Source organism: Pedobacter sp. (genome assembly GCF_031119335.1).
Lineage (GTDB): Bacteria > Bacteroidota > Bacteroidia > Sphingobacteriales > Sphingobacteriaceae > Pedobacter.
In genome coordinates this window covers 86233-104544 of sequence record NZ_JAVHXT010000004.1, presented here as the reverse complement: position 1 = coordinate 104544, position 18312 = coordinate 86233, and the positions used below count along the sequence as shown (strand labels likewise).

18 protein-coding genes are annotated in these 18312 nt (G+C 35.6%); all 18 read left to right on the top strand.

The window, feature by feature from the left end; all coding sequences use genetic code 11:
- The first annotated feature begins 1 nt into the window (after nt 1).
- The 18 genes from REI64_RS06020 to REI64_RS05935 are packed head-to-tail and all read left to right on the top strand — an operon-like array spanning nt 2 to nt 18287.
- Nucleotides 2-1276 (top strand): nucleotide sugar dehydrogenase, encoded by a 1275-nt coding sequence (locus REI64_RS06020; protein WP_308849204.1) that lies wholly within the window; start codon nt 2-4, stop codon nt 1274-1276.
- Entirely contained in the window at nt 1263-2393 is a 1131-nt protein-coding gene (locus REI64_RS06015; RefSeq protein WP_308849203.1) for a DegT/DnrJ/EryC1/StrS family aminotransferase, read from the top strand. Before REI64_RS06020 ends, REI64_RS06015 begins: the two co-directional genes overlap by 14 nt.
- Entirely contained in the window at nt 2386-2961 is a 576-nt protein-coding gene (locus tag REI64_RS06010; RefSeq protein ID WP_308849202.1) for an acyltransferase, read from the top strand. The genes REI64_RS06015 and REI64_RS06010 overlap by 8 nt, the downstream gene beginning before the upstream one ends.
- Complete coding sequence (locus tag REI64_RS06005) at nt 2961-4004, top strand: Gfo/Idh/MocA family oxidoreductase (protein ID WP_308849201.1); 1044 nt, start codon at nt 2961-2963, stop codon at nt 4002-4004. The genes REI64_RS06010 and REI64_RS06005 overlap by 1 nt, the downstream gene beginning before the upstream one ends.
- A 29-nt stretch (nt 4005-4033) precedes the next feature.
- Nucleotides 4034-5122 carry a Wzz/FepE/Etk N-terminal domain-containing protein gene (locus tag REI64_RS06000; protein ID WP_308849200.1) on the top strand — a complete coding sequence of 363 codons (1089 nt, stop codon included), beginning with the start codon at nt 4034-4036 and terminating at the stop codon, nt 5120-5122.
- Nucleotides 5122-6153, top strand: a complete 1032-nt coding sequence (locus REI64_RS05995) for a ferredoxin--NADP reductase (RefSeq protein ID WP_308849199.1) — start codon at nt 5122-5124, stop codon at nt 6151-6153. The genes REI64_RS06000 and REI64_RS05995 overlap by 1 nt, the downstream gene beginning before the upstream one ends.
- 2 nt (nt 6154-6155) lie before the next feature.
- Entirely contained in the window at nt 6156-6926 is a 771-nt protein-coding gene (rfbF, locus tag REI64_RS05990; protein WP_308849198.1) for a glucose-1-phosphate cytidylyltransferase, read from the top strand.
- 1 nt (nt 6927) lies between these two features.
- On the top strand, nt 6928-8019 hold the full coding sequence (gene rfbG / locus REI64_RS05985; protein ID WP_308849197.1) for a CDP-glucose 4,6-dehydratase: 1092 nt from the start codon (nt 6928-6930) through the stop codon (nt 8017-8019).
- A complete protein-coding gene (locus REI64_RS05980) occupies nt 8007-8915 on the top strand; it encodes an NAD-dependent epimerase/dehydratase (RefSeq protein WP_308849196.1) in 909 nt (302 codons plus the stop codon). Before rfbG ends, REI64_RS05980 begins: the two co-directional genes overlap by 13 nt.
- Nucleotides 8912-10174, top strand: a complete 1263-nt coding sequence (rfbH, locus tag REI64_RS05975) for a lipopolysaccharide biosynthesis protein RfbH (protein ID WP_308849195.1) — start codon at nt 8912-8914, stop codon at nt 10172-10174. Before REI64_RS05980 ends, rfbH begins: the two co-directional genes overlap by 4 nt.
- A 14-nt stretch (nt 10175-10188) precedes the next feature.
- A complete protein-coding gene (locus REI64_RS05970) occupies nt 10189-11655 on the top strand; it encodes an O-antigen translocase (RefSeq protein ID WP_308849194.1) in 1467 nt (488 codons plus the stop codon).
- Nucleotides 11655-12587 carry a glycosyltransferase family 2 protein gene (locus REI64_RS05965; RefSeq protein WP_308849193.1) on the top strand — a complete coding sequence of 311 codons (933 nt, stop codon included), beginning with the start codon at nt 11655-11657 and terminating at the stop codon, nt 12585-12587. The genes REI64_RS05970 and REI64_RS05965 overlap by 1 nt, the downstream gene beginning before the upstream one ends.
- A gap of 36 nt (nt 12588-12623) precedes the next feature.
- The gene (pseB, locus tag REI64_RS05960) at nt 12624-13637 is read left to right on the top strand and encodes a UDP-N-acetylglucosamine 4,6-dehydratase (inverting) (RefSeq protein WP_308849192.1); all 1014 of its coding nucleotides are present in this window, start codon (nt 12624-12626) and stop codon (nt 13635-13637) included.
- Nucleotides 13637-14827: a UDP-4-amino-4,6-dideoxy-N-acetyl-beta-L-altrosamine transaminase gene (pseC, locus tag REI64_RS05955; protein WP_308849191.1), complete on the top strand. Its 1191-nt coding sequence runs from the start codon at nt 13637-13639 to the stop codon at nt 14825-14827. Before pseB ends, pseC begins: the two co-directional genes overlap by 1 nt.
- Nucleotides 14824-15363, top strand: coding sequence for a GNAT family protein (locus tag REI64_RS05950; protein ID WP_308849190.1), 540 nt, complete (start codon nt 14824-14826; stop codon nt 15361-15363). Before pseC ends, REI64_RS05950 begins: the two co-directional genes overlap by 4 nt.
- A complete protein-coding gene (locus REI64_RS05945) occupies nt 15356-16225 on the top strand; it encodes an aldo/keto reductase (protein WP_308849189.1) in 870 nt (289 codons plus the stop codon). The genes REI64_RS05950 and REI64_RS05945 overlap by 8 nt, the downstream gene beginning before the upstream one ends.
- Nucleotides 16216-16977 (top strand): glycosyltransferase family protein, encoded by a 762-nt coding sequence (locus REI64_RS05940; RefSeq protein WP_308849188.1) that lies wholly within the window; start codon nt 16216-16218, stop codon nt 16975-16977. Before REI64_RS05945 ends, REI64_RS05940 begins: the two co-directional genes overlap by 10 nt.
- Before the next feature lie 2 nt (nt 16978-16979).
- The gene (locus tag REI64_RS05935) at nt 16980-18287 is read left to right on the top strand and encodes an aminotransferase class III-fold pyridoxal phosphate-dependent enzyme (RefSeq protein WP_308849187.1); all 1308 of its coding nucleotides are present in this window, start codon (nt 16980-16982) and stop codon (nt 18285-18287) included.
- Nucleotides 18288-18312: the final 25 nt, after the last annotated feature.

The following is an 18312-nucleotide window of genomic DNA, read 5'->3' as shown; positions in this document are numbered from 1 at the left end:
TTTGAGGAGGTCCGAACTAAAGATTTCGATAATTGGCCTAGGTTATGTTGGGTTGCCTTTGGCATTGGCATTCTCTAAGAAATACGAAGTATTTGGTTTCGATATCAACACTTTGAGAATCGAACAGCTAAAAAGCAGTTTAGATCTTACCAACGAAACTAAAAATGAAGAATTAAAGCAATCTATAGAAAATGGGATGCTTACCGTAACAGACCAACTAGAAGATATCAGAAATTGCAATGTTTTTATCGTTACTGTTCCAACGCCTATAGACCAATATAAGAAACCAAATCTTTCGCCTTTATTGACTGCTTCGGAAATGTTAGCTTCAATATTGAAGAAAAATGATGTCGTTATATATGAATCAACTGTTTATCCAGGTTGTACCGAAGACGATTGTGTACCTATCTTAGAGAAGTACTCTGAATTGGTTTTTAATAAAGATTTTTTCGTAGGATATTCTCCAGAACGTATTAACCCCGGCGATAAAGTCAACACGCTCTCTTCTATCAAGAAAGTGACTTCTGGCTCTACAATAGAAGCTGCAGAATTTGTTGATGAGCTTTATTTGAGTATTATAGAAGCCGGTACACATAAGGCTCCTTCAATTAAGGTAGCAGAAGCGAGCAAAGCCATCGAGAATGCACAAAGGGATATCAACATCTCATTTGTGAATGAACTGGCACTTATCTTCGATAGAATTGGTATTGACACCACTGACGTAATAGAAGCCGCTGGAACCAAATGGAATTTTTTAAAATTTAAACCAGGCTTGGTTGGTGGACATTGCATAGGCGTTGATCCTTATTATTTGGCTCATAAAGCGCAAACTTTAGGCTATCATCCAGAGGTGATACTGTCTGGCAGAAAGGTAAATGATAATATGGGCATGTTTATCGCTAATAAAGTGGTAAAGTTGCTCATTAACAAAGGAAATGCTGTAAAAGGCTCAAGGGCGTTAATTCTAGGCGTTACTTTCAAGGAAAACTGTCCAGATATCAGAAATTCCAGGGTAATAGATATTTATACTGAATTAGAACAGTTTGGGATTTCAGTAAACGTTTATGATCCTCATGCTAACAAAGAAGAAGTGCAGGAAGAATACGGCATTAATCTGTTAGATAAAATTGATGATCTTTTTGATGCGATAATATTAGCAGTATCTCATTCAGAATTTTTGGCTTTAGATTTTGAAAAACTTAAAAGGGCTGAAATATCTGTTATCTTTGATACCAAAGCATTTTTAGATAGAATTATAATTGATGCTCGATTATAAAATTAAAGTACCTTTTTTTGATGCTTCTGCACAATATATTGCCAACAAAGCCGAACTTGACGAGGTAATGCAGGAAGTACTAAAAAAAGGTGCCTATATCAATGGTCCGGAAGTAAATATTTTTGCGAATGATCTTGCAGACTATCTAAATATTAACCAAGTTATTCCTTGTGCCAACGGAACCGATGCACTTTGTTTAGCACTAATGGCGTTAGATTTAAACAAAGGTGATGAAATAATAGTTCCCACGTTCAATTTCATTGCAGCGGCAGAGGCTGTGGCTTTTTTAGGATTAACACCTGTTTTTGCAGATGTAAATGAGGACAATTTTAATATCGATGCAGAAAGCATAGTCAAAAGAATAACACCAAAAACCAAGGCTATTATCGTAGTCCATCTTTTTGGCGCAGCCGCAGATATGGATACAATTATGTCGCTAGCAGATGAATATCAAATCCCTGTAATAGAAGATGTTGCTCAATCTTTGGGAGGCGAATATAAAGGCCGTAAGCTTGGTACAATAGGTACAATTGCTTGTACTTCTTTTTTTCCAACTAAAAACTTAGCCTGTTTTGGCGATGGCGGTGCTGTCTTTACTAATGATGTGGAGCTGGCAGAAAAGATTAAGATGCTGGCTAATCACGGTCAGAAAAAAAAATACGAGCATCAATACATAGGTGTTAATTCAAGGTTAGACACGCTTCAAGCGGCAATACTGACGCATCAGCTTAAACAGTTGGATGATAATATTGAAAAGCGGAGCAAATTAGCGAAACGCTATTCGGACGGTCTAAACAACCTAGATATTGAGCTTCCAAAAGAAACAGCCCATATCAAGCATAGTTTTAATCAATATTGTATCCTGCTGCAAAATGAATCTCAAAGGGATAGATTAAAAAAATATTTAGCAGATCAAGGTATATCAACGATGATATATTATGCTAAACCTAATCATTTACAAGAAGCTTTTTCATTTTTAGGCTTTAAAGAATGCGATTTCCTTATATCTGAAGATATTTGCAAGAAGGTCTTGGCGTTACCTATTTCTTCTGCACTCAGCTTCGAACATCAAAACTACGTGATCGATCATATCAACCGTTTCTTTGCTAATGCCTAATTACTTTGCCCATGAAACATCAGTTATTGACGAAGGCGCTCAAATTGGTGAAGGCACCAAAATTTGGCACTTTTCGCATATAATGCCAGATGCAGTAATAGGAGAAAAATGTATTTTAGGACAAAATGTAATGATTGCAAACAATGTGATACTAGGAAATGGAGTTAAGGTGCAGAACAACGTATCTATTTACGATGGCGTTGTAATAGAAGATGATGCCTTTATTGGTCCATCTGTAGTGTTTACAAATGTAAGAGTGCCGAGAAGTTTCGTTAACCGTAAACATCAATTTTTAAAGACAACTGTTGGTCTTGGGGCTACTATCGGCGCTAATGCAACTATTATTTGTGGAGTAACGATAGGTAGTTATGCAATGATCGGAGCCGGTGCGATAGTCACAAAAGATGTAAAAGCACATTCGTTAATCGTAGGCAACCCAGGGAAACACAAAGGCTGGGTGAGCAAATGCGGAAATGTACTTAATTTCAACGTAGGTGAAGTGGCAGTTTGCTCAGAAAGTAACGAGAAATACAAACTAGTAGATCATCAATTAGTCGAATTGACATAATGGCTAGTACTATCAAATTTGCGATTTTAGGCTGTGGCCATATCGGTAAACGACATGCAGAATTGGTGCTTATGCATCCAGAAGCGGAGTTGGTTGCCGTTATTGATCCAGCAGATGAACAAAAATTGCAAGTTTCAATTTTTAGCGTACCTCATTTTAAAAATCTTGATGATTTTTTAGCTGCAGACTTAGCTGTGGATGTGGTGAACATCTGCACGCCAAACGGATTACATGCTAGTCAAGCAATTACTTGCTTAAATCATGGCATCAATGTAGTCATTGAAAAGCCAATTGCCCTAAATATTGATGATGCGAACGCAATTTCTGTAGCCGCATCAGAGAGTGGCAAATATGTTTTTCCTGTAGTTCAGAACAGATATTCTTCAACGGTAAAGTGGCTTAAAGATATTGCAGATAAAGGGGCGCTAGGGAAGATCTATATGGTGCAATTAAACTGTTTTTGGAATAGAGATGATCAGTACTATAAAAGTAGTGGCTGGCGAGGCACGTTAGCTTTAGATGGCGGCCCATTGTTTACGCAATTCTCTCATTTTGTAGATGTGTTGCTTTGGATTTTCGGAGACATCACAAATATCAAAGGAAAGTTCGCCAATTTCAACCACGAACAAAGCACAGAGTTTGAAGACAGCGGTGTAGTTACATTTGATTTAAAGGATGGCGCTGTAGGATCAATTAATTATTCAACATCAGCTTTTGAGAGCAATTTTGAAAGCAGCATTACCGTTCTGGCTGAAAAAGGCACGGTAAAAATCGGTGGACAGTATATGAATTGTCTGGAGTACTGTCAGATTAAAGGAACTGAACAGCCTATCATCGAGGCTTCAGATGCATTTAATGACTATGGCAGTTACAAAGGTTCGGCGTCTAATCATCAGCAAGTGATAGAGAATGTGATAGAGACATTGAAAAACTCTTCACAACCAGACGTATCTTTGGAGGAGGCGATTAAGGTAGTAGTGATGATTTCAAATACTTACGACAACAGAAATGTTGAAGAAATCTTATTGGAAAAACTAGATTAGTATCATAATTAAAAATGGCAAGCGAATCGGTGAAAAAAAATAATATAAAAGATGACGAGATTTCTTTAAAAGAGCTCATCTTGAAAATTGGAGAATGGTGGCAATACCTTTGGAGTAAAAAATGGATCATCATTGTCGCAGGACTTATCGGTGGCCTACTAGGTTTTGGTTATGCTTATATGAAGAAGCCAATTTATACTGCAACGACTACATTTGTTTTAGAGAGCGGTGAAAAAGGTGGTGGATTAGGCGCTTACGTAGGCGTTGCTTCAATGATGGGGATAGATTTAGGTGGTGGTGGTGGTGGTATTTTCCAGGGAGATAATATCTTGGAATTATATAAGTCTAGAACAATGTTGGAGAAAACTTTGTTTAGCTCCTTAGACAGTGCATCGAAACAACCATTAATAGAAAGATATGTAGAAGTAAATCAGTTACGCAAAGGCTGGGAGAAAAAAACTGAGCTTGAAGATATCAGATTTAACGTTGATGAACTTAAAAAGCCAAAATTAAACGAAAAGTCACAACGGCTTCGCGACAGTTTGATTGGGAAAATTGTAGAGTCTATCGCAAAAGCAGACTTAACTGTTGCAAAGCCAGATAAGAAGTTGAGTATTATTAAAGTGGATGTAAAATCAAAAGATGAGATTTTTGCAAAACGCTTTAATGAAGAATTAGTAAATAACGTAAACGAATTTTATATCCAGACCAAGACTAAAAAGTCGCTAGACAATGTGATTATTTTGCAGCGCAAAACGGACTCTGTGCGAGCAGTAATGAATGGGGCAATCTATTCTGCGGCCGTTGTGGCAGATGCGACACCTAATCTAAATCCTACTAGACAGGTACAGCGTGCGGCACCCGTACAACGGGCTCAATTTTCTGCCGAAACTAATAAGGCGGTTCTAGGGGAAATGGTGAAGAATTTGGAAATGAGTAAAATGTCCTTGATGAAGGAAACTCCCCTGATACAAGTGGTTGATCAGCCAGTTTATCCTTTACAGAAAGAAAGATTAGGTAAGGCAAAGGGAACTGCATTAGGTGGAATTATTTTTGGTTTTCTTATAACTTTAGCTTTATTGTTTAGAGCTGCTGTTAAAAATATTATGCGAAATTAATGCAAACATATACTTTAAAAGTTGTTGAAATTCGTAGAGAAACTGCAGATACGGTTACGCTTTGCTTTAAGCAGCCCGCATTAAAAAAGGTTAAATATAAGGCTGGTCAATATTTGACACTAATTTTTAGAATAAATGGCCGGAGATACATACGACCATATTCTTTTTCATCAGCACCAATGGTGGACTCTACTTTAGACGTTACTATTAAAAGAGTACCAAATGGAATTGTTTCGAACCACATTAATGATGTTGTAAAAGTTGGGGACTCAATTGAAGTAATGTCGCCAATGGGGGACTTCGTTATTCCTGAAGATAATAGTTGTCAAGCCATTTTCCTATGGGGAGCAGGCAGTGGTATTACGCCCCTATTTTCTATCGCAAAAAAAATACTGCATGAAAATCCTATGATTAAAGTAAACTTGGTTTACGGTAATCGAAGAAGGGATACAGTGATCTTTAGCAGCGCAATTAATGAGCTCAGAAATAATCATTCAGAACAATTAAGCGTATGGCATTTCCATACGGAAGCAGTAATCGATGAAGCATTGCCTCACGTTGTTCAAGGAAGGATTGATGCCGAAGAGGTTTTGAATTCTATAATGGAATTGGATATCCGACAAGGACTGCATTTTATCTGTGGGCCTATAGGATTAAAAACCTCAGTTAAGAAATCCCTTGAGAAAAGAAATGTATCTTTAGATTCTATTTTTTCTGAGGATTTTGAATTAATTAAAGATCCTGCTGACTTCAAAGGTATACATACAGAAACCATTCAGCTTAATTTTAAGGGAGAAAGACATTCTTTAGAAATTATAAAAGGAAAAAGTATTTTAGAAGCTGGATTGGATGCAAATATAGAATTGCCCTATTCTTGTCAAACTGGAAACTGCAGTAGTTGTAAAGGCAGGGTTATAAGTGGGCAAGTGCGCATGATTGGTTTGACGAAACAAAGACAAGACTTGCTGAACGATGAATATTTATTGTGTTGTTCATATCCGATGACTGAAAACGTAATTATAGAAATTTGAATATGAAAGTAGTTATATTAGCTGGTGGACTAGGAACTAGATTATCTGAAGAAACCGTACTGAAACCTAAACCAATGGTGGAAATAGGGGGGATGCCAATATTGTGGCACATTATGAAAATTTACTCATCTCACGGTTATAATGATTTTGTAGTTTGTTTAGGCTATAAAGGATATGTAGTAAAAGAGTACTTTGCTAACTATTTTTTGCATAAATCTGATGTCACTATCGATCTTTCAGATAATTCGATTAACGTGCATGATTCACAAGCTGAACCTTGGAAAATAACCTTGGTGGATACAGGCAACGAATCTATGACTGGTGGACGAGTAAAAAGAATACAAAAGCACGTAGGTAATGAGCCATTCATGCTAACTTATGGTGATGGTGTAAGCGACGTAAATATTGGAGAACTAGTTAAATTTCACCAATCTCACGGGAAGCATTGTACCGTTACCTCTGTTCAGCCGTCCGGCAGATTTGGTGCATTAAATATAGGAGTTAATAAAACTGTCGAATCTTTTATGGAAAAACCTAAGGGTGACGGTGCTTGGATTAACGGTGGTTTTTTTGTCTGCCAGCCAGAAGTCTTCAGCTATATTCAAGGTGATAAAACAATTTTTGAAAAGGAGCCGATGGAAAATATAGCAAAAGATGGTCAAATGATGGCTTTTAATCATTCAGGTTTTTGGAAGCCTATGGATACACTACGCGATAAGCATGAGTTAGAGGAAGATTGGTCTAATAATGTAGCAAAATGGAAGATCTGGTAAAATGAGTTTTTTTGAAATATATAAAGGGAAAAGAGTTTTGATCACAGGCCACACGGGTTTTAAGGGATCTTGGTTAGCTATATGGCTTAAAGAACTTGGTGCAGAAGTTTATGGATATGCATTGGCGCCTAGTTCTAATATGGATAACTTTGTGACTTGTGATTTAGAGACAGAAGTTAATCATAGAATTGGTGATGTGAGAGATGGAGAACATCTGAAAAAATATTTTGCAGAAGTACAGCCAGATTTTGCTTTCCATTTAGCAGCACAACCCTTAGTTTTAGCTTCCTATCAAGATCCGGTTGGAACATTTGATACTAATTTGATGGGTACGGTTAATTTTTTTGAAGCAGTTAGGGCTACCTCAAGCATTAAGGTAGCTGTAAATGTTACTACTGATAAATGCTACGACAATAAAGAATGGGTTTGGGGATATAGAGAAAACGATCCTATGGGCGGAAAAGATCCTTACAGCGCTTCAAAAGGTTGTTCTGAATTAATTACGAGTTCTTACTTAGAGTCTTTTTTCAAACAAAGTGGGACGTGCAACATTGCATCGGCAAGAGCAGGTAATGTGATAGGCGGAGGTGATTGGGCGCCAGATAGAATTATCCCAGATTATTTCAGGGCCTATCAAAAAGGACAAAAATTGGAAATTAGAAATCCTTATGCTACAAGACCATGGCAACATGTACTTGAACCTCTTAGTGGCTATTTAAATCTCGGGGCAGAATTATTTTTAAAAGGTAAGGAATTTAGTGGCGGTTGGAATTTTGGACCAGAAGACATGTCTAATTATTCAGTAAAAGATTTGATAGACGAAATATTGTTATTAGATAGTACCGCAGGTTATGTTATTCCAGAAAACACAGTTAAATTACACGAAGCTGTACTATTAAAGTTAGATATATCTAAAGCTGCAAGTTCTTTGAAATGGAAACCAGTTCTTGGGTTTAAGGAGACTGTAGCGTTTACTCTGGAAGGTTATTTGGCGGACATTGAGGATAATATTAGTGTATATATAAAACGTAGAAAACAAATAGAAGAGTATACCAAGATAGGGCAAGAGAAAGGCATTAATTGGGCAGTCTGAAGAAAATTCTAGTAACTGGGGCAAACGGTTTTGTAGGTAGTCATGTACTTAAATTACTATTAAAGAATAGCTTTTGCCCCATATTAATTCTCCGTAAGGAATCAAGTTTATGGCGAATTAGAGATTTAGTACAAGATTCGAAATGTGTGATCTATTATTCCGATGCTTCAAGTTTTTATTTTGGTAGAATATTTGAAGATCATCAAATATACGGTATAATACATCTTGCTACCGACTACGGTAGAGATAGTTCGTTGGCTGATATTGTCGAGACCAACGTTATTTTTCCAATTAAACTGCTAGAAACGGGAAATGAATTCTTAAAAATCTTTATCAATACAGACACTTTTTTTGCTAAACCACAATTTAACCAAACGTATCTAAAGCAATACACTAATTCTAAGCGTGCGTTAGAGAACATTTTGAAAGCTTATAATGGAAAAGTCAAAATTGTAAATTTACGGTTAGAGCATGTATTTGGAGAACTAGATGCAGATGGAAAATTTTTTACATCAACATTAAAAAATCTTTTAGAAAATAAAAAAACTATTCAGCTTACCGAAGGTATTCAAAAAAGAGATTTTATATATGTAGAAGATGTGGCAAGAGCCTATATTCTAATATTAAAGAGATTAGATTTTTTAGAGAGCTATCAAGAGTTTGAAGTGGGAAGAGGTAGTTCGATCACAATTAGAGATTTCGTAATTAAGCTAGCTGAATTTGCTAATTCAACTAGCAAACTTAACTTCGGAGCACTTAAGCCCAGGGAAGGAGATATCGAAGAATCTAATGCAAATAATCAAAATCTAATTAATTTAGGTTGGGAAATTAAGAATACTTTGGATAAGGAGATTCAATCAATAATAAGAATAGAAAAAACAAGATTTGATTTATGATAAAGGAGTTTGACTTAAAGACTTTTAGGGAACCAATAGCCGGTGAAAATTATATTCCAGTTACCGGAAAAATAATTGAAGAGGATGACCTTCTTTTGTGTATGGATTCAGTAGCAGATGGGTGGTTAACTGCTGGAAGATTTGCAAATGAATTTGAATATGAATTTGCAAAGTATTTTGGAGCAAAAAAAGCACTGTTAGTTAATTCAGGCTCGTCGGCAAATCTAGTGGCTTTTTATACACTTACTTCTCCAAAACTGGGTGATAGAGCAATAAAACCTGGAGATGAAGTTATAACTGTAGCTGCTGGATTTCCTACCACGGTAAATCCAATTGTGCAATTTGGTGCAGTTCCCGTTTTTATTGACGTTGATATAGCTACGCACAATGTAAAGCCAGAAATGATCGAGGCAGCAGTTTCACCAAAGACAAAAGCTATCATGATAGCGCACTCTCTGGGTAATCCATTTGATTTAGAAGAAGTGATGCGTGTAGCAAAGAAATATAATCTTTGGGTAGTAGAAGATGATTGTGATTCTTTAGGAGCGACATATCAAGGGAAAAAAACAGGAACCTTTGGTGATATCTCCACTTTTTCGTTTTATCCAGCACATCATATTACTATGGGCGAAGGAGGAGCGGTTGTTGTAAATAATCCAGAATTGGCTAAAATTGCAGAGAGCTTTAGAGATTGGGGTAGAGACTGTTATTGCGAGCCAGGAAAAGATAACACCTGTGGTTGTCGTTTTGGACAACAATTGGGGTCATTACCTTATGGCTATGATCATAAATACACTTATTCGCACATTGGTTTTAACTTGAAAGTGACTGATATGCAGGCAGCTTTGGGTGTATCCCAAATGAGAAAAATTGACCGCTTTGTACAAAGAAGAAGAGAAAATTACACAGCACTTTATGAAAGGATGAAAGAGTTTGAAGAGATTTTTGTACTTCCAGAACCAACTCCAAATTCAGACCCATCTTGGTTTGGCTTCTTAATGACTTTGAGAGAAGGCGATTCTAATGATAGACATATGTTGGTACAGCATTTAGAAGAAAATAAGATAGGAACAAGGTTGTTATTTGCTGGAAATTTATTGAGACAACCAGCGTATACAAACGTTAATCATCGGGTAGTAGGCAATCTAAATAATACAGATATTATTATGAACCAATCGTTTTGGCTAGGAGTTTGGCCTGGGTTAAATGAAAGCCATTATGATTACATTTCTGATGTTATAAAAAATTACATAGCGTAATTCTAAGAGAATAGATGTCTGAGGAAAAATCTTATCGTGATATCTTCAAGGCAACAAGTTTGTTTGGAGGTGTTCAGGTTATTGTAATAATTTTTTCAATTATTAGATCTAAGGCTATAGCACTTTGGCTCGGCCCTGATGGGATTGGTGTAATGGGCGTTTTTATATCCGCAATTACGTTTGTATTTTCTATTTGTAGTTTTGGTATAGGTAGCAGTTCTGTGAGAAATATATCTCAAGAGAAGGCAAATAACAATTTGAATGCTATTAAAGGAACTATTTCAGTCGTGAGAACGCTATCCTTTGGGTCTGGTATTTTGGGATTACTTATAACTGTTTTTTTTTCAGGTATCTTGAGTAAAGTGTCTTTTGAATCTAATTACGAAAATTATACAATAGCATTTGCACTTTTATCTTTAAGTGTCTTTTTTATGGCATGGGAAAGTGGAGAGAATGCAATTTTGCAAGGATTGAGGGAATTGAAATGGCTAGCAAAATCAAGTGTTATCAGCTCATTTTGCGGCACTGTATTGGTACTTCCTTTGTATTACTTTTACGGTTTGAAAGCTATAGTCCCTTCATTACTTATAACTTATCTATTTAGTGCATTAATTCCTTTTTTATACACAAATAAAATAAAACTTCCAACAAGTAATTTTCTTAAGGAGAGGAAAGTAGAAGTAGCAGTTGATATACTTAAATTTGGCCTAGCTATGGCTATGAGTTCAATTATGGTATATGCCGTCATGTTCGTTATACGTGTTTATATTAGTAATAAGGGTAGTATGGCAGATGTTGGATATTATCAGGCTGCTTTTGCTATTTTAAATGGATATGTAGGCCTATTATTTACTGCGATGTCAAAAGACTATTATCCTCGCTTGTGCGAATTAAATGAAGATACCAATGCTGCGGGTAAAATAGCAAATTATCAGATTGAAATGGGGTTACTCATTTTAGGTCCAATAGTTGCATTTTTGATTATAGGGGCACCCATTATAATTAGAATTTTATATTCTAATGAATTTTTGTCAATAACTTCAATTATGTATTGGTCTTTAATTGGAATCTTTTTTAAAGTGTTAAGTTGGTCATTTAGCTACGTGATACTTTCAAAAGGTGACAAGAAATATTTTGTATTATATGAAGTGGTTGGTAATCTCACTATTCTTGTTACCCATATATTAGGGTATGAAAAATGGGGGTTAAATGGTCTAGGCTATGCTTTTTTGTTAAGTAATATTGTTTATTTTATAATGGTATATGTAATTGTAAAAAGAAAATATGCAATATTCTTGGGTAAAGGGGCACTTGTAACATTTATTTACACTACTGCAATTTGTTTATTATTGATATTTCTTGTAATGCAAGAGATTAATCTAATTTTTCCTATAGGGATGTCTTTGTTTTTGCTCTTTCTTTCTTTAAGAAAGCTAGACAAAAAAATGAAACTCGGGTTACTCAATTTTTTTAAAGCTTAATGAAAACGCTAACTATTTGTTTACCTACTTACAATAGGAGTAATTTCGTAATTGAACAGTTGGAATTTTTAAAAGAGGATTTTAGAAATTTTAAAGATTTAATAGAGATTTATGTATCAGATAATAATTCTGACTTAGAACACCGCATAGCTTTGGAAAAATATGCTAATCAAAATTTTTTCTTTACTTTAACGTATCAAGAAAAAAATTGCGGTTTGATTGGTAATATGCATTATCTTTTGTCACAAGTACAAACCAAATATGTTTGGTTTGTAGGGGATGATGACGTACTACTGCCTAATGTAGTTGAAAGACTAATTAATATATTGACCAAAAATGGGGTATTAAATTTCATCTTCTTTAATCACTGTGGATTTGTGGACGTATCATCAAATATTGTGAGTAAGTTAGATCTTATAGGATATGCGGATAAGGTTATTAATGGAAAAGAGTGCATTATGAACCTTTTTAAGGCCAATTTCACATCTTTAATGTTTATTACAGCTTGCGTCTATAACGTATCTGTATTAAAGCATTATTTCGATGGTAATGATGAGGAAAAGCATATAGAAGATCCTTTACTGTATTCTTTAGTTTGCGCTAGCAGTGGTCCAATTTATATTGAAAATGAGGTATTTGTGTTAGATCGCTATGCAAATGCAACTTGGAAAAGTAGTTCATCAAAGATATTTGGTTGGGGAGTGCCAAATGCCATAATAAGGGCTTTAAATTTTGGGTTTTCTACTAAAGAGGTACGATATATGTTACATTTGTATTATATGAGATTTATCTCTAGTTACCTACGTATGATTTTGTCTTCTCCTTTTCGTGACAAGCTTAATATTATTTATTTTTTAGGGACGCGAAATATGTCGCTAATTGGAAAATCATCTAAATTTTTAATACAAAATATCTTCGTAAAGAATAACTAGGTTTATTATTAATAAACCTATAAAAATAATTTATATATGATCTTTAATAACAAATCAATTCTAATTACTGGTGGTACGGGGTCTTTAGGGAAAGCACTAACAAAATATATTTTGTCTGCACATTCTGATATCAAACGCCTAGTTATATTTTCTAGAGATGAGCAGAAGCAGTTTCAAATGGCTCAGGAATATCCAGAAGACAAATATCCGCAATTACGTTTTTTTATAGGTGACGTTAGAGATGAACAGCGTTTAATAAGGGCGTTTAAAGGAGTAGACTATGTTATTCATGCAGCCGCAATGAAACATGTGCCAATCGCTGAGTACAATCCGGATGAATGTATTAAAACAAATGTTAATGGTGCGCAGAATGTAATAAATGCTTGCTTTCAGACTGATGTTAAAAGAGTCGTAGCATTGTCAACAGATAAAGCATGTGCACCTATTAATTTATATGGTGCAACTAAATTGACTTCTGATAAGCTATTTGTTGCAGCAAACAACATTAAAGGAGATAATCCCATAGTATTTTCTGTGGTGAGGTATGGTAATGTGATGGGATCCAATGGATCCGTTATTCCATTTTTCATTAATAAGAGAAAAGAAGGAAAGTTGCCAATTACTGATCCAAATATGACAAGATTTAATATTTCATTACAGGGTGGGGTAGATATGGTTATCCACGCATTAGAAAATGCTTGGGGAGGAGAAATATTTATACCTAAAATACCTTCCTACAGAATTACAGATGTCGCTACGGCAATTGCTCCAGATTGTAAACATGAAATTGTTGGAATTCGTCCAGGTGAGAAAGTACATGAGGAAATGATTACACCATCTGACTCGTTTTATACTTATGATTTAGATAAATATTATACAATCCTTCCGGCTACACACAAGTGGAAACTCGACGATTTTAAAAGTCATTTTGGAGCAAAGCTTGTTAATCCGGGATTTGCGTATAATTCTGGAGATAATACAGAATGGGAAACTGTCGAAAGCCTAAGAAAATTGATTACTGAACATGTAGACTCAAGCTTTAAAGCGTAATGGGAAAAGCAATTATACCTTATGGAAAACAGGATATAACTGAAAAAGATATTCAAGCGGTAGTAAAAACTTTAACTGCTGAGTATTTAACACAGGGACCTAAAATTCTAGAATTTGAAAAGCAATTCGCCAGTTATATTGGAAGTAAATATGCTGTAGCTGTAGCGAATGGTACTGCGGCACTGCATTTATGTACGTTAGCATTAGACGTCAAGACTGGAGATAAAGTTATAACAACACCGATTACTTTTGCAGCTTCTGCAAATTGTGTTCGATATTGCGATGGTGAAGTAGTTTTTGGAGATATAGATCCCCATACGTACTTATTAGATATAAATAGTGTAAAACGTATTTTGGAAACAGCTCCGAAAGGAACTTTTAAAGGGATAATTCCTGTTGACTTTGCTGGAAGGGCTATAAATATGGAAGAATTTAAGGAGCTTGCAGCAGAATATGGTCTTTGGATCATAGAGGATGCCTGTCATGCACCTGGAGGTTTTTTTAAAGATAGCAACGGGATTAAACAAAATTGTGGTAATGGTAGTTTTGCGGATTTGGCAATATTTTCATTTCATCCCGTTAAGCACATAGCTTGTGGTGAGGGAGGGATGATTACTACGAATGATGAGGAACTATATCACAAACTTTTGAAACTGAGGACTCATGGAATAGTTAAAAATAGTGACAATTATGAAAATTCAGTTGAGTTTGCTGGAGGTATAAATAATGAATATCCAGGGTGGTATATGGAAATGCAGGATTTAGGATATAATTACCGACTTACCGACTTTCAAGCTGCACTAGGTCTAAGTCAGCTAGAAAGAGCCGAAAAAGGATTGCTTGAAAGAAGGAGGATAGCAGGGGTATATAATCAAGCATTTGAAAGTAAAGACTACATAAATGGGCAATCAGGTGCTATTGATGGACATGCCTACCATTTGTATATCATAGAAACACCTGACAGAATTGGTCTATACAATTACCTAAGAGAAAAGAAGGTTTTTGCACAAATACATTATATCCCATGTCATTTGATGCCCTATTACAGAGGATTGGGATGGGCGGAAGGTGATGCGCCGGCGGCAGAAAAATATTATCGTGAATGCATCAGTTTACCAATGTATCCAACTCTGACGGAAGCGGAACAATCCTATGTAATCGAGAAAATTGATGAATTTTATTCCTTATGAACACTCTTTTTTCAAAAAGATTAGCCTATAAAAAGTTGAATCTTGAGCATTGCACAGATGACTATGTTTCCTGGCTGAATAATCCGCAGGTTTATAGATATCTAGAAACGGGCGGAAATTACAACAAGGAGAAACTGAGCGAATATCTTAGTGAAGTTGTCTCAAAGAAAGATATTCTGTTTTGGGCTATTCATCTTAAATCGAATGGTAAACATATAGGAAACATCAAAATAGATCCTGTTAACAGTAAGTATGGATTAGGTGAATATGGAATTATGATGGGAGATACCGAAGAATGGGGAAAAGGTTATGCAAAGGAAGCTTCAAAGGCTATTATTTCGCACTGTTTTGATAACCTCAAGATGAGAAAAATAACATTGGGGGTGGTAGCAGATAACGAGGCAGCAGTCAACTTGTATAAGACATTGGGTTTTGAAATAGAAGGCGTTTATAAGCGCCATGGATATTATGATGGAAAATGGTCAGATATTATAAGAATGGCTATTTTCAATGAGAACTACAAGGGCAATGAGTAAACTAAAAATAATTTTGGGCACTGTTCAATTTGGACTCAATTATGGAATTAACAATTATAATGGAAAACCAGAACAAAATCAGGTAAATGAAATACTGTTGACTGCAATGCAAGCGGGTATTCAGTGCCTTGATACGGCAGAAGCTTACGGGAATGCTCATCAGATTATTGGAGACTTCCACAAAAAAAATCTATCAGCTAAATTTGAGGTTATTTCTAAGTTACCACATAAACTCGATAAAGATTTCGAAACAAAAGTAGAAACTTATCTAAAAGATTTAGATGTACCGTGCTTAAAAGGTCTTTTGTTCCACTCGTTCGAAACATATAAAGAATGTAAAGGATCGATTGGATTATTAGGAGAATTTAAAAAGAGTGGTAAGGTAAAATATATTGGCGTGTCTATTTACAGTAATAGCCACCTAGAAGAACTAATTCAAGACACTGAGATAGATATAATACAATTACCATTCAATATGCTTGATAACGTTTCAATAAAAGGAGGACTTTTGCAAAAAGCTAAAGAAGCAGGTAAAATTATTCATACTCGCTCGGCTTTTCTACAAGGTTTATTTTTCAAGGCGATAGAAGACCCTAACAAGATAGTTCGTTCTCTGGAACCATCACTTAGGAGAATACAAGAAATTAGTAGATTTTACAATATTCCTATCAGGCAAATGGCACTAAATTACTGCCTCGATCAAAAAAATATAGATGAGGTGCTTATTGGTGTTGACAATTTGGAGCAACTTAAGCAAAACCTTAACGATGTTGATTTAGTAATGCCTACTGATTTAATTGAGGAACTAAATAAAATCAAAGTAATGGACACCAATCTACTAAATCCTGCATTATGGAATTAGAACAAACTGTATTGATAACTCAAGCAAGATCAGGAAGTACGAGATTGCCCAAAAAAGTACTTTTAACTATAAATGATCAAGAATTATTGAAGATTCACCTAGATAGATTAAAAAAATCCTCAGAAATTGATCATATAATTGTAGCTACAACAGTTGCTGATGAAGATAAAGTAATTGTAGATTTATGTAAACAATGGGGGATCTCAAGTTTTAGAGGAGCTGTAGATGACGTCTTGGATAGATTTTATCAGGCAGCAAGAAAATTCGGGGCTAAGTGGATTGTTCGCGTCACTTCCGATTGCCCTCTCATTGATCCCGATATGGTTGACGCAGTCATTAAATTAGCGAAAATTAATGACTTAGATTATGCGGCTAACATTTTGGAAGAACGATTTCCAGATGGTCAAGACGTAGAAGTATTTAAGTTTTCTGCCTTAGAGAGAGCTTGGAAAGAGGCTAAACTTAAGTCGGATCGAGAACATGTAACATTGTATATAAGATCCAATTCTACTTTCAAAGGGGGTACTTTGTTTAAGGCATTAAATTTCCCCTCCTTCTATGACTATTCAAATATCAGGATGACCGTTGATGAACCTCATGATTTTGAACTTATAAGTGAATTGATAAATCAACTAGGGACGTCCGAAAGCTGGATCACTTATACTAAACACATAATAGAAACAAAATTAGATGAAATCAACAAAAACATTATTAGAAATGAAGGTCTGTTGAAATCTCTTAAAAATGATTAAATATGGATACTGGACAAAAACTATATCGCAAAGCAAAAACATTAATTCCAGGAGGTACGATGCTGCTTTCCAAGAGACCAGAAATGTTCCTACCGGAACATTGGCCCTCTTATTTCTCTAAAGCAAAGGGTACCAGGGTATGGGATTTAGATGGGCGAGAACTGATCGACATGTGTATAATGGGGATTGGTACCAATACGCTGGGTTATGGTAATGACGAAGTAGATGCAGCTGTATTAGATACTGTAAAAAAAGGAAATATGTCTACTTTGAGCTGCCCTGAGGAAGTCTATCTTGCAGAAAAGCTAGTGGAGTTGAATCCATGGGCAGATATGGTAAGATTTGCTCGAAGTGGAGGAGAGGCTAATTCCATTGCCATAAGAATTGCCAGAGCAGCTTCTGGACGAGATAAAGTTGCCATCTGTGGATACCATGGTTGGCATGATTGGTATTTGTCGGCAAACCATAATGATAACGATGAACTGTCTGGACACTTATTGCCAGGATTAAATCCCACAGGAGTGCCCAAAAACCTTAAAGATACTGTGTACCCTTTTAGGTATAATAACTTTGAGGAGTTGATCAAAATTGTTCAAGAGAATGAGATTGGTGTTATCAAGATGGAGGTTGTTAGAAATTTTGGTCCCGAAGATAATTTCCTTCAAAAAGTGAGAGATCTAGCTACCGCGAAAGGGATTGTATTAATATTTGATGAATGCACTTCTGGTTTTAGAGAAACATTTGGTGGTATATATAAAAAGTATGGAGTTGAGCCGGATATTGCAATGTATGGTAAAACCATAGGGAATGGATATGCATTAACTGCCGTAGTTGGAAGAAGAGCTATTATGGAAGCTGCACAGACCACTTTCATTAGTAGTACATTTTGGACAGAGAGAATTGGGCCAACTGCAGCGCTCGCTACTTTAAAAGTAATGGAAGAAATTAAATCTTGGGAAATCATTACTGCAAAAGGTAAATCAATGCAGGATGGGTGGGAAAAATTAGCAAAAAGTTACGGGCTTGATATTTCTATTTCGGGTATACCTGCTTTGAGCACTTACTCGTTTATTGGAGACAACGCTCTAAAGTATAAAACTTTAATAGCACAAGATATGTTAAAAAAAGGTTTTTTAGCAAGTACCAATTTCTATGCTAGTACAGAACATTCTGACGCAGATTTTGAAGCTTATTTTAATGCATTGGGAGAGGTTTTTTCACAAATTGCTAAATGCGAAGAAGGAAGCTTAGCTGTAGATGATTTGTTGCAGGGACCTGTATGTCATTCAGGTTTTAAAAGATTAAATTAATAATTTAAAAGTTTAATTATCAGTA